Origin of the sequence: Pseudomonas sp. NPDC089401, assembly GCF_044749485.1 — a bacterium.
Classification (GTDB): domain Bacteria; phylum Pseudomonadota; class Gammaproteobacteria; order Pseudomonadales; family Pseudomonadaceae; genus Aquipseudomonas.
The window spans coordinates 333,722-348,360 of sequence record NZ_JBIVIA010000007.1; the positions used below are offsets into that span (position 1 = coordinate 333,722).

Annotated in this window: 13 protein-coding genes; 8 read left to right on the forward strand and 5 right to left on the reverse strand. The window is 61.3% G+C overall.

Annotated elements, in window-relative coordinates:
- Positions 1-10: 10 nt before the first annotated feature.
- Positions 11-379 carry a hypothetical protein gene (locus tag ACIP21_RS18120; RefSeq protein WP_400690192.1) on the reverse strand — a complete coding sequence of 123 codons (369 nt, stop codon included), beginning with the start codon at positions 377-379 and terminating at the stop codon, positions 11-13.
- 72 nt (positions 380-451) lie between these two features.
- On the reverse strand, positions 452-2,488 hold the full coding sequence (locus tag ACIP21_RS18125) for a hypothetical protein (protein ID WP_400690195.1): 2,037 nt from the start codon (positions 2,486-2,488) through the stop codon (positions 452-454).
- A 374-nt stretch (positions 2,489-2,862) separates the two neighbouring features.
- Between ACIP21_RS18125 and ACIP21_RS18130 the strand changes: the two genes are divergently transcribed.
- From ACIP21_RS18130 to ACIP21_RS18165, 8 genes are all read left to right on the forward strand, one after another.
- Positions 2,863-5,316: an autotransporter outer membrane beta-barrel domain-containing protein gene (locus ACIP21_RS18130; protein WP_400690196.1), complete on the forward strand. Its 2,454-nt coding sequence runs from the start codon at positions 2,863-2,865 to the stop codon at positions 5,314-5,316.
- A 369-nt stretch (positions 5,317-5,685) separates the two neighbouring features.
- Complete coding sequence (locus ACIP21_RS18135) at positions 5,686-7,695, forward strand: autotransporter outer membrane beta-barrel domain-containing protein (RefSeq protein ID WP_400690199.1); 2,010 nt, start codon at positions 5,686-5,688, stop codon at positions 7,693-7,695.
- 96 nt (positions 7,696-7,791) lie between these two features.
- Complete coding sequence (locus ACIP21_RS18140) at positions 7,792-8,691, forward strand: chemotaxis protein (RefSeq protein WP_400690201.1); 900 nt, start codon at positions 7,792-7,794, stop codon at positions 8,689-8,691.
- 98 nt (positions 8,692-8,789) lie between these two features.
- On the forward strand, positions 8,790-9,101 hold the full coding sequence (locus tag ACIP21_RS18145; RefSeq protein ID WP_400690203.1) for a hypothetical protein: 312 nt from the start codon (positions 8,790-8,792) through the stop codon (positions 9,099-9,101).
- A complete protein-coding gene (locus ACIP21_RS18150; protein WP_400690206.1) occupies positions 9,098-9,832 on the forward strand; it encodes a YkgJ family cysteine cluster protein in 735 nt (244 codons plus the stop codon). The genes ACIP21_RS18145 and ACIP21_RS18150 overlap by 4 nt, the downstream gene beginning before the upstream one ends.
- Before the next feature lie 57 nt (positions 9,833-9,889).
- On the forward strand, positions 9,890-10,246 hold the full coding sequence (locus tag ACIP21_RS18155; RefSeq protein WP_400690207.1) for a hypothetical protein: 357 nt from the start codon (positions 9,890-9,892) through the stop codon (positions 10,244-10,246).
- A 224-nt stretch (positions 10,247-10,470) separates the two neighbouring features.
- Positions 10,471-10,950 carry a DUF4265 domain-containing protein gene (locus ACIP21_RS18160; RefSeq protein WP_400690246.1) on the forward strand — a complete coding sequence of 160 codons (480 nt, stop codon included), beginning with the start codon at positions 10,471-10,473 and terminating at the stop codon, positions 10,948-10,950.
- A gap of 37 nt (positions 10,951-10,987) precedes the next feature.
- Positions 10,988-11,647 carry a hypothetical protein gene (locus ACIP21_RS18165; protein ID WP_400690209.1) on the forward strand — a complete coding sequence of 220 codons (660 nt, stop codon included), beginning with the start codon at positions 10,988-10,990 and terminating at the stop codon, positions 11,645-11,647.
- A 235-nt stretch (positions 11,648-11,882) separates the two neighbouring features.
- On the opposite strand, the gene ACIP21_RS18170 is transcribed toward ACIP21_RS18165, so the two are convergent.
- The 3 genes from ACIP21_RS18170 to ACIP21_RS18180 form a co-directional block, all read right to left on the reverse strand.
- Complete coding sequence (locus ACIP21_RS18170; RefSeq protein ID WP_400690211.1) at positions 11,883-13,457, reverse strand: PAS domain-containing methyl-accepting chemotaxis protein; 1,575 nt, start codon at positions 13,455-13,457, stop codon at positions 11,883-11,885.
- A gap of 232 nt (positions 13,458-13,689) precedes the next feature.
- Positions 13,690-13,941: a DUF3077 domain-containing protein gene (locus ACIP21_RS18175; RefSeq protein WP_400690214.1), complete on the reverse strand. Its 252-nt coding sequence runs from the start codon at positions 13,939-13,941 to the stop codon at positions 13,690-13,692.
- Positions 13,931-14,194 (reverse strand): hypothetical protein, encoded by a 264-nt coding sequence (locus tag ACIP21_RS18180; RefSeq protein WP_400690216.1) that lies wholly within the window; start codon positions 14,192-14,194, stop codon positions 13,931-13,933. The genes ACIP21_RS18175 and ACIP21_RS18180 overlap by 11 nt, the downstream gene beginning before the upstream one ends.
- Positions 14,195-14,639 lie beyond the last annotated feature (445 nt).

The window sequence follows — 14,639 nt, forward strand, 5'->3', positions numbered from 1 at the left end:
GCAGTCCAACTTATTTCACCAAGCGTCTTGCCGACAGGTCGATATCAATATCAACCAGCTGCGACAGTTCATTACCGTTCACCCGGTAGCCAAAGAACGCCTTCGTGCCACTGAACTCCCTCAATTTACTGGCGGTGAAGTACACCTCGTTCATGGCCGCAGGATCAGTGACGGTAAAGCTCGGAACCAGATAATCACCCGAATTCTCTGCGCGTGTCGTGCCTAGCCAGAGTTCGATGCTGTCATCCTCCGCGCCACCAAAGTAAGGGGCAATCTGTACGATGAGTTTGTCATCAACCAGGTCTTCTTTTGTAATGCCCTCTCTCTGTTCAGGCGTAAACTCGATCGGGGCCGGTGGAAAGTATTTAATATTGCTCATTCTCTGTCACCTCAGGTGATTGTTTATCCATACTGAAGAACACGGACCGTCTATTCATGCCGGTTGCATCCGTCAAGGCAATGAACACGTCTGGCCGCCCAGGTTAAGGGCAACGTAGACATACCGTTGCGTCGCACTGGTCTCGCCTAGATTGTTCTTCAGGGTGTAATCAAGCGTCGCGCCGTTTCGGCAAACGGGGTAGAGCTGAGCGTAGGTCAGCGTCACTTCGTAGTAACCCCGATCCAGATCATCCTGGGTCAACGGGATGTCATCCACTTTGATGCGGCTCGCCTCGATCGGCGTGTAAGGCTGCGGTGGTGGGGCAATCGGGTAAACCGGGCGAGCGGGGAGTTGGTGTTCGATGCCCACGAAGTTGTAGCTCAGCTTGGGCTCTTTACCGAGTTCGATGTTGGATACACCCGACAGGTTGATGCGGAAGGTTGTGCCATCGATGCCCATCGGACGGGTGAGGATGTTCCTGAAGGGGGTCGCTGCCTCCACCTCAGGGAAGCCTGCTTCATCCAGCGGGTTCCCACCGCCCGGCAAGTCGCCACCCGCCGACACGGTAACCGGCTGAATGGGCGAGCGCACCGTTACCGGCACGGAGTTGGGGGTAGCAGGCAACATTCGGGTCAGCGTGAAGAACATGTCGACCACGCCCGACGGCAGGTTTTCGATCACTCCGGTGAACGGCACGGCGACAGTGATATCACCTGGTTCATTTGCGACAGTCACCGTCAACGGCGGGAGCGCAGGTGTATCGTCCGTGGTTTCATTCAGGTATACCTGAATGACATCGTCGACCAGCCAGATGGGATTGTTATCGACACCGCCACGATGGATTGTGATCTGGCCGGGCCGCGAGTTGGTAAAATCATCAGGCGTGATCGTGTTGTCAGGGCTGATACCCACTTTGAGCGTTGGCACTTTGATATTGCCATGCTCAGGCAAGTCCGGGTTCGGATCGGGGTCGGGGCCGCCAGGCGTAGTCAGGTTCACTTGTACAGTCGTGGGCCCCGAGGGCACATCGGGCTGGCCGGCCCGCTTCATGACGTAGCTGACATCGACCGCCCCGCCGCCTACCAGCGCAACCGTGGCGTAAGGCGCCAGGATGGTCACCAGCGGGTCATTACCGATATCTGAAGCCTGCAGCGGATAAGCCGGTAATTCAGTCCCCCCCCAACTGACGACGATCTGATCGGCGACGGCCGCCCCTGGATAATCCGGGATATCCACGCCTACATCAGGATTGGCATCGTTGTAGGTAACAAGCCCATCATCCGCCTCCGGCACCAAGGGCGGCAGCAAGGTGGGCACATCGAGGAACACAGTGATGGGTGTGCGGCTGGAGATCACGCTGACGTTGCCTGCCCAGTCCGTCACACGATAGGCAAACCATCGCTGCCCGTCCCCGATGGCCCTCAGGTCATCGCGATGGAAGCTTACCGGAATAGGGAGACCCGGATCGGTTACGGGGAACGGGGGAGTCAGGTAACTACCCGACGCTTCATTGTCGGCAGTACCGAGCCACACTTCGATGGTGTCCTCGGGCGCACCGTCGAAGTAGGGGCCTATCACCACGGGCAACACATCGCCGGCCAGGTCGCTCTCGGTGATACCGGAAAGTTGATCCGGCGTGAAGGCAATTGGCCCGGGCCTGATGCCCGCAGGCGCACGGCGGTCAAAGCGGATTGCCACCAACAGACCAGTGGGCGTGCCATTGTCGGAGATGGGGTCGTAGATACCGTAATCCAGATTGACGACGGTATCCGTGCCGTCTGCGGGAAACTCGGCTTGCGGATAATAAAGTGTATATTCGGTCACCGCCGGGTCACTGAAGTCAGGTTCGGTCAACTCCAATTCGTCACCGAAAAAAAGGCCCTCCCGGAAGAGCCGGATAAAGTCACCCAGTTTGAGATCCGGACTTTTCGGTACTTTTACTTCAAGGTCCGTAACCAAATAACGAACCGGCACAATCCTACGCGTATCGTCCCGCGCCGGCACCGTCAACTCAGGCAAATCCAACACGTTTCCGCCATGAATGACGTTCGCGACTTTCCTTACTCTTAATGGAGCATTCATTAGTGTCTCCTCGACATTGAAGAACATGACGAAAATCAGTGACGGCCGGCACGAAACTTCAATGTGTTCGCCGACTTGAAGTTCGATAACACCTGACAAGGCGCCCGCTGAATCTACGTCAGCGCCCAGGCGCTGTAACCTAGCATTTTTGCCAGTTGCGCCTAACTTGCACCGGCGTACATTCAAAGCCTATGACATGCGCAGATGGCCTATTCGAAATAGCGACGCTGCAACTGAAACGGGAGAAACACCGAATGATTGCCTGGCAGAAAACAACGCTGTTATCACGCTATGCAACTTCATTACCTTTCATGCTCACACTGGCCTGCCCAGCTTGGGCGGCCAACCTGCCTCCGGGGGGCTCAGCCACCGTCTTGCCGGGCAGCGCACCTGAAACCTGGGTGCTCAATGGCGCACAACTGACCGTCGAACCTGGCGGTGAAACGCTCGGCATCAGCGCGCTACCTGGCTCTACCGTCCTGTTGAACGGGGCCTCGGTCGCCGGAGACAATCAAAGGGCCCTGGCACTGACCGAGTCCCAGGCCACGATCAACAATTCGACCCTCACCTCGACCGGCAACTTCGGCCTTTCTGTCATCAAAGGCGTGGGTGCCGTGGCTCCAGGCTCCACCGCGCTGGTGACCAACAGCACGATTTCTGGCATTGGCCGTGGTCTGAACGTCTCCGGCGGCAGCAGCGCGACGCTGGTCGGCTCCACCGTGAACGGCTCGGGTGCGGTAGGTGGCACGGTAGCCGGCAACGGGCTGGGCATCTCCCTAGTGGGTGGCGAAGCCATCCTGCGCGACAGCAGTGCCACCGGCAGCAACCGGGCCGCCGGCCTGTTCGGTAGCGGCACCGACAATGCCGCCCCTCGCCTGGAGCTGGACAACGCCAAGCTGACGTCCCTCAGCGGCAGCGCCATCGTGGTCAGCAACCTGGGGACCGCGCCCATGGATGCGGATATCCTCATCGGCAACGGCTCCACGCTGACAGCAGCCAACCAGACACTGGTCGAGGTCGGCCTGCCCGGCGAAGCTGCCGGCGCCGTGACAGAGGCAACCATCACCGTCGACGCCAGCCAACTGACTGGCGATATCCTGGTCTCTGATACGGCAGTGGCCGACGTGTTCATGAACAACGGTGCCACCCTGACAGGCACGCTGAACAACGTGACCAGCCTGACCATGGATGCCAGCCACGTCACGGGCATCGTCAACGAACCTGCAGGTTCCAGCGCCAGCGTCACGCTGAGCAATGGCGCATCGTTTCAGGGCAATCTCAATAACCTGGGCAGCCTGAGCCTCGACGCCAGCAGCGTGACTGGCAACGTGGTGTCGGCGTCGGGCAGCCAGACCCAGATCAGCCTGGGCAATGGCTCGTCCCTTGAAGGCTCTGTGATCAATGCCTCCCGCCTGTCACTGGACCGCAGCACCCTCACCGGCGAGGTCAACCAGGATGCACAGACCCCGGGCGCGCTGAGCCTGAACAATCAGGCCCGCCTGTTCGGTACCGTGCGTAATGCCAGCAGCATGACCATCGACGCCACTTCGACATTCGCCATGGTCAACGACTCCAGTGTCGGTGCGCTGACGCTCAACGGCGGAACCGTCGACCTGCGGGCAGGCCAGGGCGCATTTCGGACCCTGACCGCAACCAGCCTGGCTGGGGCCGGCACCTTCGCCCTCGGCACCGACCTGGCCGGGCACCTGAGCGACCTGGTGAACATCGAGGGCCAGGCACAAGGGCAGCATGCGCTGCGCATCCAGAACACCGGCGTGGACCCGGTGCAAGGCGACCTGCCTCAGCGCGTGGTGCATACCGAAGGCGGCGCCGCGCAGTTTGCAGTGCAAGGCGAAGTGGTGGATCAGGGCACTTACTCCTACCAACTGGAACAGCGCGACACCGACTGGTACCTGGTGCAGGACACCTCGACAGGGCCGATCGTTTCGCCTTCCGCACAGGCGGCGATCGGTCTGTTCAGCGCCGCCCCCACCGTCTGGTACGGCGAGTTGAGCACCCTGCGCAGCCGCATGGGCGAATTGCGCGATGGCCGCGACCAGGGCGGTGCGTGGCTGCGCACCTATGGCAACCGGTACCAGATCTCCACGGCTGACCAGGTCAACTACAAGCAAACCCAGCAAGGTATCTCGTTCGGCGTCGACATGCCCCTGCCCAGCGCGGACGGCCAGTGGCTGGTGGGTGTCATGGGTGGCTACAGCGACTCCACGCTGAACATGGAGCTGGGCAGCGATGGCCGGGTCGACAGCTATTACCTCGGCCTCTACAGCACCTGGTTGGCCAGCAGTGGCTTCTACGTCGATGCGGTGATCAAGGCCAACCGCTTCGCCAACAAGGCCGATGTGCGCATGAGCGATGGGGAGAAAGCCCAAGGTGACTATGACACCTACGGTGTCGGTGGTTCGGTGGAGCTCGGCAAGCACATCAAGCTCGACGATGGCTGGTTTGTCGAACCCTATACCCAGGTCGCGGCGTTGTGGGTAGACGGCGAACATTACCGGATGGACAACGGCCTGCGCGCTAGCAGCAGCAAGGCCGACTCGCTGCTGGGCAAACTGGGGACCCATGTCGGCCGCACCTTCCCATTGAGCAATGGCGGGTTCGTGCAGCCTTACGTGAAAGTGGCCGCCGTACATGAGTTTGCCCGCAACAACGAGATCAAGGTCAACAACGCGACCTTCCACGATGACCTGTCTGGCGGGCGTGGCGAACTGGGGGCCGGCATTGCGGCTCAGGTCACTGATACCTTGCAACTGCATGCCGACTTCGACTACAGCAACGGTGAAAACATTGAACAGCCTTGGGGAGCCAATCTCGGTATTCGCTACGCATGGTAAAGCGCCGAACAATATTTGCAGTATTTTCCTACGCGGTCTTAAGGTTTTTCCTATCTACGCTCCGCATCCCCCTACAGGAATTTGAGGCTATATCCGATCAAATCTCGCCATCTTTCTTAGGGAGATTTGATCGTGAAACCTGTACAGAAAATCCTCGGCCTGGTGATAGCCGGAATAATCACCCCATCGATGCCCGCCTACGCTTCGCACGTCGTTATCGACCCGGGACAAACATTCACGGTCACCGACAGGCATCCTGTGCATTCCTTCGAATTGCGCCGCGAATCTACCTTGAATGTCCAGCCCGGCGCTGTCACTGCGCGGATCGCAGCCTTGTTCGGGTCACAGGTCAATATCAGCGGCGCCAGCGTGAACACAGTCGGCACCCCTGGCATTGCGTTGTACAGCAGCCATGCCGACATCGACGGCAGCACCATCATTGCCGCTGCCGACCCTGACCGCCCTGACGTCCCGTCCTACGGCATTCGCCTGTCCGGCATGGATGAGGCGGCCAGCGCGCGTATCAGCAACAGCTTCGTCTCGGGTACCGCGCGTGGCATCAACGTCACTGACAGCGCCGTGCTCGATCTGACCAACACCTACGTCGAAGGGTTGGCCGGCGCACCCGGGGCCGGCGTCATCACCGGCGGGGTCGGCGTGGTGGTAGCCGGCGCGACAGCACGGGTTCGCGAAGGCAGCCAGGTCGTAGGCGACAACAACGGCGTGGTGATCTTCTCGGACTCCACCGGGGCTACCGAGAAAGAAGCCTACCTGGTGCTCGACCGATCAACGGTCACCGGCCGCGAGGGCAGCGCGATCAAAGTGATCAGGACCCATGCGTCGGACAAGCCGGTCAACATCGAGATCAACAACGGCTCGGCACTGATCGGTGGCGATGGCGTGATCCTGGAAGTCGTGGACGAAGCCACGGCCAATGTCTCGGTGAATGCGAGCCAGTTGACCGGCGACGTCACCGTGGAACAAGGCTCTACCCTTGATCTGGCGCTGGCCAATTCGGCCAGCCTGACGGGAACAGTGACCAACGCCAGCTCCCTGGCGGTAGACGGCAGCTCCCTGTGGATAATGACCGGCGACTCGAGCGTCGGCAGCCTGGCCCTGGACGGAGGTACGGTTGACCTGCGTGGCACGGATGGCAATACCACCTTCAGCCGCCTGCAACTGGGCGAGCTGAGCGGCAACGGTACCTTCATGCTCGCCACCGACCTGGCCAACCAGCAAGGCGACTTCCTCGACGTCAGCGGCAAGGCCAGTGGTGACCACCAGCTGCTGGTGGAGAACACCGGTACCGATCCCAGCGCCGAGGTCACTGCTCACCAGGTGGTGCACACCGGTGAAGGCAGCACCTCGCAGTTCGGCCTGATCGGCGGCCAAGTGGACTTCGGTACCTTCGCCTATGAGCTGGAGCAGCGCGGCGACGATTGGTTCCTGGTGCGCAAGGGCGACACCACCACCCCAGGCACGCGCTCGGTCACCGGGCTGTTCAGCGCCGCGCCCACCGTGTGGTACGGCGAAAGCTCCACCCTGCGCGGGCGCATGGGCGAACTGCGCAACGGCAACACCCAGGGTGGCGGCTGGCTGCGCAGCTATGGCAACAAGTACAAGGTGTCTGCGGGCGCCGGAGCCGCCTACGACCAGGTGCAACAAGGCATCGCCTTTGGTGCCGACGTCCCTCTGCCATCGAGCAGCGGCCAATGGCTGCTGGGTGTGATGGGCGGCTACAGCCGTTCGGACCTGGACCTGTCCGGTGGCACCACCGGCAAGGTCGACAGCTTCCATGTCGGCGTGTACAGCACCTGGCTGGCCGACGATGGCCTGTACGTCGATGCACTGATCAAGGCCAACCGCTTCCAGAACAAGTCCGATGTGCGCATGAGCGACGGCCGCAAGGCCAAGGGCGACTACAGCAACAACGGCATCGGTGCCTCGGTGGAAGTGGGCAAGCACATCAAGCTGGATGATGGCTGGTTCGTCGAGCCGTATACCCAGGTGTCGACGCTGTGGGTCGATGGCGCCAGCTACAACCTGGACAACGGCATGCGCGCCAGCGCCGACAACGCCAATTCGCTGCTGGGCAAGGTCGGTAGCCACGTCGGCCGTACCTTCCCGCTGGATAAAGGCGGCTTCGTGCAGCCGTACGTGAAAGCGGCTGCGGCGCATGAGTTCGCCCGCAACAACCAGGTCAAGGTCAACGATAACAAGTTCGACAACGACCTGTCGGGCAGCCGCCTGGAGTTCGGTGCCGGTGTGGCCGCGCAGGTGACCGACCGCGTGCAGGTGAATGCCGGCTTCGACTATATGAAGGGCAAGCACATCGAACAGCCTTGGGGCGTGAGCCTGGGCGTGCGCTACAACTTCTGAAAGACCTGGGGGCCGCGCAAGGCCCCTTCTTTTTACCTAAAGCCCGGCCACACCGGGCCGATAACCTGTCATCCCCTGTTTCCCACGAAGGTCACCATGGCCACGCAAAAAGCCCGCGCGGACTCGCTGTCGCTGCTGCTGTTCACCCTGCGCAGCGGCAAGCTGATGGCAATCAACCTGCTCAAGGTCAGCGAGATCATCCCCTGCCCGCCGCTGACCAAGCTGCCCGAATCGCACCCGCACGTGAAAGGCGTGGCCACCCTGCGCGGCAACTCGCTGTCGGTGATCGACCTGTCCCGCGCCATCGGCGAACGGCCCCTGGCCGACCCGGACGGCGGCTGCCTGATCGTCACCGAGATCAGCCGCTCGCGCCAGGGCCTGCACGTGCAGGCGGTGAGCCGCATCGTCCATTGCCTGAGCACCGACATCAAGCCGCCGCCGTTCGGCTCGGGCAACCGCTCGTTCATCACCGGCGTGACCCGGGTCGACAACACCCTGGTGCAGGTTCTGGACATCGAGAAGGTCATCCACGGCATCGCCCCGCCCGAGCCCGAAGCCCATCCCGGCGAGCTCAGCGAAGAGGACGCCAGCCTGCTGGCCGCCGCCAACATCCTGGTGGTCGACGACAGCCAGGTGGCGCTGCAGCAGTCGGTGCACACCCTGCGCAACCTCGGCATCGACTGCCACACCGCGCGCAGCGCCAAGGATGCGATCAACGTGCTGCTGGAGCTGCAAGGCACCGCCCAGGAGATCAACATCATCGTCTCCGACATCGAGATGTCCGAGATGGACGGCTACGCCTTCACCCGCACCCTGCGCGAGACGCCGGACTTCCAGCACCTGTATATCCTCCTGCACACCTCGCTGGACAGTGCCATGAGCAGCGAGAAGGCGAAAACCGCCGGCGCCAACGCCATCCTCACCAAGTTCTCCTCGCCGGACCTCACCGACTGCCTGGTGACCGCCGCTCGTACCGTGGTGTTTGCCGAACGCTGATTACCGTGTTGTCATATCCCGCGACAAACTCCCTGGCTTGCCGCCAGGGATGACTCGGGCATAATTCGCGCCCCTCGGATCGTTTCCCGGAACCGCGTATGAAGTTTCTCAGCTCCCTCCTGATCGCCTGCGCGCTCTTCAGCGGCGCCGTCCAGGCGTCCAGCAGCCAGGCCTGGAACCAGCAGCGCCAGCAGATGCTCAAGGCCTGCCTGGCCGCCAGCCAGTTCAAGAACGCCCACGCCCGCGGCAAGCCTGCCGAGTTCGATGACCAGCTTGGCATCAGCGCCCTGCTGATCGAAGGCGTCTACCCGCAGAAACACATGCAGCAACGCACCGGCACCGAACTGTGCCTGTACGACCGCAAGCAGCAGCATGCCTACGTCAGCGAATGGACCCCGGGCGCCCAGTGAACGACAGCTTGCGATTTGCCTGCACCGGTTGTGGGAAGTGCTGTACCGGCCACCATGTGCCGCTGACCCTGGACGAGGCGCGCCGTTGGGCGGCCTCTGGCGGCCAGGTGGTGGTGTTGATCGAAGGCTTCGTCAGCGATGGCCCGGGCATGCCTGCCGACCAGCGCGAGCATGTGCTGCGCCGCTCGCACCCGGTGCCGTGCGGCGCTGGCGAAGTGCGCGTGTCGGTGACCTTCGCCGCGTTCAACCCGGGGCGTTGCCGCAACCTCGACGCCAACGACCTGTGCACGATCTATGAAAGCCGGCCACTGGTGTGCCGTATCTACCCGGTGGAGATCAACCCGCATATTCCGTTGCGGCCGGAGAACAAGGATTGCCCGCCCGAAGCCTGGGAGCAGGGGCCTGAACTGATCCACGGCAGCTTGCCGGTGGACCCGCAGCTGGCCGCGCTGGTGCAGGCCTCGCGACAGGCCGACCGGGATGACATCGGGGCCAAGGTTGCCGTGTGCCAGGCGCTGGGCATGACCACCAGTGCGCTCAAGGGCAATGGGTTTACCGCATACCTGCCGGATATGATGGCGTTCGCTACAGCGCTGGCTCAGGTTTCATCAGCGGCGGACGACGGGTGGACGCTGCATGTGGAGCAGCCTGAGCTGGTCAACGACTTGCAGGGGCTGGGGTTGCGTACCACCGCAGAAGCGCCCGTCTACTATGCCTTCATCGGGTTCTAGGTAATCAGGCCCGGCCTCTCGCTCAAGCGACCCAGTCAATGACAGTTGGAACCGCTCATGGATGCGTTCATACCCAATAGCCTCTACCCGCTGGAAACGTTCATCCATTTGGTGAAGAACAGGCTGGAGCGCGATCACCTCTATGCGATCTACAGCCCGCAAGACTCGCAACAGCTGGCTTGCGGCCAGCCCGTATACGTTGGTGACCTCCCTGATTACGACGACGAAGACAACGAACATCTGCCGCAGGCAGTGAAAGCCATGGGATACACCTTCTGCTATATGCGCGAGCACTTCCAGGACGTGATCGACCTGGCGGTTTCGCAGCACCCAGGCGTGTCGGATGAGGCGCTGGTCTGCTGCCTGAATCACTATGACGAGTATGATGATTTCCTGGATGTCTCCCCGGCCTGATGCAAAGGCCGGGCTCACACCGCCCCGCAAAAACACCTGCAGACTCGAACCCGAATCCTGTCTTTCAGGAAAATGAATGCATGGATTTTTCAAGCGATTGCCTGGCCTACATCAGTGCGCACCAATGCCCTGAACTGGAATCGACTGTGCTCGACTTCATCAACGCATCTACCGTGCCCGAGCGGGCAAACCACCGGTTGTAGGAGAACGGATTGAAACACTGCATGGAAGGCAAGGAAGGGTTCTGCCTGATCAAGGTTTTCGTATCTGCGAACGGCCCTGTACACGAACAACTTCCCGCGCTTGAAAAAGCCCCCAATGTCTACGAGCTCTTGTCTTCGCCAGGCCTGGCGCTAAACCTGGCCAAGGGCGACCTGATCAGCATCGAGGACAACAACGCCCCCGCCTTGGTCATCGAACGGGGTGGCAACTTCTGTATCAACCTCTACGCGGAGCACCTGGCGCACGAGCAGATCATGGTGCTCGAAAGCCAGGTCAATCAGCAGTTATCCGGCACGCTGGACGGGCTGCGTAATGGCAACATGGCGTTCAGCGTACCGGCGAGCAATGGCATGGAAAAGATTCAGTCGGTGTTCAACGCGTTCAAGCAGGCCACTGGCGTGGAGTGGTACTACTCCAACATCTACAAGAACCTTGAAGACCTCGAGGACGAGACACTGCTGGACTGGTGGCTCGACAATTGAGTCCAACAGGACCCCTCTCCGCCCAGCGAGGTCGGCAATGAAGTTCTACATGATGATTCAAGAGAAACAGCCTGGGTGTGGTCTCGGGTATTTCGATGTCGTGCTGTATGACAAGCACTATGAAGACTGGTGCGCCGTCCAGCACGGCTATTTCCCATGGTACGCGAACGCCACTAAACAAGGCCCAAGGCAAAAGCTGCCCAATGGCATGGTTCTGGTTGGGAAGTCAAAAAAATACACGGTGGCCGTACGCCAGATAGCGCGTAACTTATATGCCATCAATCGCCAGTTCTTCCAGGCTTGTGAAGAGACAGGCGTAGCCTTTCTCGACCTCGAGCCCGTCGATTTCAAGGCTCAAGGCGGCGCCATAGACAATCCGCTTAGCTACCATGCGGCCTCGTTCATGAAGTACCCCACGGCCACAGTTGTCGTTGAAGGTTCCAAACTGACGATCGGTGAATACGGCAGGATTGAAGGCTTTTCGGAGCTCCAGTTGAACGACGTTGGCAATGCCGTCTTCAGAATCGAAGGCTTCAGCGCTTCGATCGACACCTTGTTCTGTACTGAGGACTTCAAGGTCAGGGCTGAAGCATTGAAAGTGCGAGGTATCGCTTTCGTCTCCCTTGAGGGCAATGACTCCGATGCGTTGCACCTTGACGTTCCGCCATCGCCCTTTCGAGTTCCTCTTTGCATTTGAAGTGTTTGCGACCAGCTGCCTCCCCTGACATCCACAGCACACCGGGCAAGGCCTCGATCCAGACTGGCGCCTGCCGACTATGTCGCGTTCATCAATGCCTATGACTCGGGTAAGCAGGACCGGCCTCTTCGCGGGCAAACCCGCTCCCACAGGCAGTGCGCAAGCCTCAGGCCTGTAGAGTTCCTGTGGGAGCGGGTTTACCCGCGAAGAGGCCGGCACTGTAACAACCAAGCACTCACTGACACCGCCGCCAGAACTCATCCGCCAAGCGCCGCAAATCCCTGGCCAGTTCCGCCACGTCGCTGGCATTTGCATGACTCCTCTGCCCCACTTCCACCGTCGCCTCGCTTGCCTGGCGGATGCTGACGATATTGCGGTTGATGCTTTCGCTTACCTGGCTCTGCTGCTCCACCGCCGCGGCGATCTGCAGGCTCATTTCGTTGATCTGGTTGACCCGCATGCTGATGCCATCCAGCGCGCTGCTGGCCTGGCGCGCCTGCTCGACGCTGTGCCCGGCGTGGGCGCTGCTCTGCTGCATGACCTGCACCGCCGCGCGGGTGCCGTCCTGCAAGGTGCCGATCATGCGCTGGATTTCATGGGTCGATTGCGCGGTGCGTTGGGCCAGGCCGCGCACCTCGTCGGCGACAACAGCAAAGCCGCGGCCCTGGTCGCCGGCGCGGGCGGCTTCGATCGCGGCGTTCAGCGCCAGCAGGTTGGTTTGCTCGGCGATGCCGCGTATCACGTCGAGCACGCCGGCGATCTGGCTGCTGTCGCTTTCCAGTTGCTGGATCACCTCGCTGGCCTCGACCAGCGAGCCGGCCAGGTCCTGGATCGCGCAGCGGTTGCGGTCGACCACCTGGTGGCCGGCCTGGGTCTCGCCTTCGGCCTGGTCGGCGGCGATGGCCGCGAGCTGCGCGCTGCTGGCGACCTGGGCGACGCTGGCGCTCATCTGGTGGATGGCGGTGGCCACCTGATCGGCCTCGTTTTGCTGCTCAAGGCTGTTGCTGTGGCTGGCGTGCAGGGCTTCGACCAGCGAGCCGGAATGCCCGGCCAGGCGTGACGAGGTATCGCCGATGCGCCCGACCACCGCGCCCAGCTGGGCCTTGAGCATGCGCATGGCGAAGGCGACCTGGCCGATGCCGTCGCGTCGGCCTGTGTACAACTGCTGGCTCAGGGGGTTGTCGGCAATCGCCAGGGCCTGGCGGCGCAGTTGTTCGAACGGGCGCAGCAGCAGCACGATCGTCAGGCTGGCAAGACCGGCGGCGACGGCGATTTCCACCAGTGTGGGCAACCAGCCGATGCCCATCCAGCCGTTGCCCGCGCCGATCACCAGCGCCAACAGCGACGTCACCCCCAGCGCCAGCCGGCTGCGCAGCCCCAGCACCGGCAGGCTCGGGCGGCGGCCTTTGCGCAGCTGTGCATAACACGCCTCCGCTGCCGCGACCTGCTCGGCCGTGGGCTTGGTGCGCACCGACTGGTACTCGATGGGCTGGCCGCCGCTGCTGATCGGCGAAACGAAGGCACTGACCCAGTAGTGGTCGCCGTTCTTGCAGCGGTTCTTCACCAGGCCCATCCACGAGCGCCCGGCCTTGAGCGCCTGCCACATCTGGGCGAAGGCCTGGGGCGGCATGTCGGGGTGGCGGACCAGGTGGTGGGGGTTGCCCAGCAGTTCCTCGCGGCTGAAGCCACTGACCTGGATGAAATCGGCGTTGGCGTAGGTGATGCGGCTGTCGAGGTCGGTGGTGGAGAGGATGTTGGCGTCGCCGGGGTAATCCACTTGGCGACCGGTAACGGGCAAATTGCGCTTCACGGGTGGCACTCTTGTTGTTCTGGAGAATCGGCAGGGCGTTCGACTTTAGGGGGAAATGGGGGGGAGATATTGATCCAGGGCAGGTTATTGGCACTTTGCCATCAAGGTGGGCAGGTCTGGCCTCTTCGCGGGTAAACCCGCTCCCACAGGGGTAGCGCAAACCTCATGCCTGTGGAGATCCTGTGGGAGCGGGTTTACCCGCGAATGGGCCGCAAAGCGGCCCCAAGAATGCTCAAGCGCCGCGGTTCAGACCCATTTCCATGTCATTGACCAACGCCTTGGCCATGGCACTGAGTATCCGCGCCGCACTGCCGGCCACCAGGTTGCCCTCCATCTCGGCCTCTTCACTCAGGTGGCGGATACAGCCCAGCAGCACCGACAGCTCATTGAACGCCTGGTCGAGCGGGATGCCCGGCTGGATCGCGTACAGGCCAAGAAAGGTCTCCTTGCCGGCCGTTGTCCGTGCCTTCAGCTCATTGGCCATGGTCGGTCTCCAGGGTCGCCATGTGGGCGAACAGGATGCGCAGCAGTTCGGTGAGGATGCCGAGGTTTTCCAGGACGATTTCCCGGTGGTCTTCGGCTTCCGTGTCGAGGTAGAGCTGGATGGTGTTGGACAGGGCCTGCATGAGCGCGGTGGCGTGGGGTTTGGCGTCTTCGAGGGTGAGGTCGGCGATGATGGTGATATAGGGGATGGGGAATGAAGCGGGGGGTGGTGGATCAGGCACTATCTTTTTCATGATTGAAACTCGATTGGCTTTTTCTGAATAGCTCCACCCGACTCTTTCTCACGGATTAGGGTGGCAGCCGTACGCGAGGTGAGAAAACCGCGTGCCAATCACCGCGGCCAGACCGAAGTCTCACGCGCACGGCTGCCATAACAGTTTGGCTTGATTGGAACTACCGCAGCTTTCTCACGGCCGCTCGCCTTTTTTTGGCGAGCCGTGAAGTTACCGCTGTAGTAGTTCCCTGAATATCAGACGCCATCCGACAGGGCTCGTAGGATAATTCGCCATATCCGTATTCTTGAAGCATTTGGTTTCAGATTCAGAATGTTCCTACAGGTGATTGCGCCAGGGCTAAAAGGTGCGAGGGTGTCAGAAATTTTGTGTTCGGGCATAACATGAGTAAGAGGTGCATGTATGCCAACAAAAAAGAAACCGCTCCGTGAGTTACCAAAGGTCC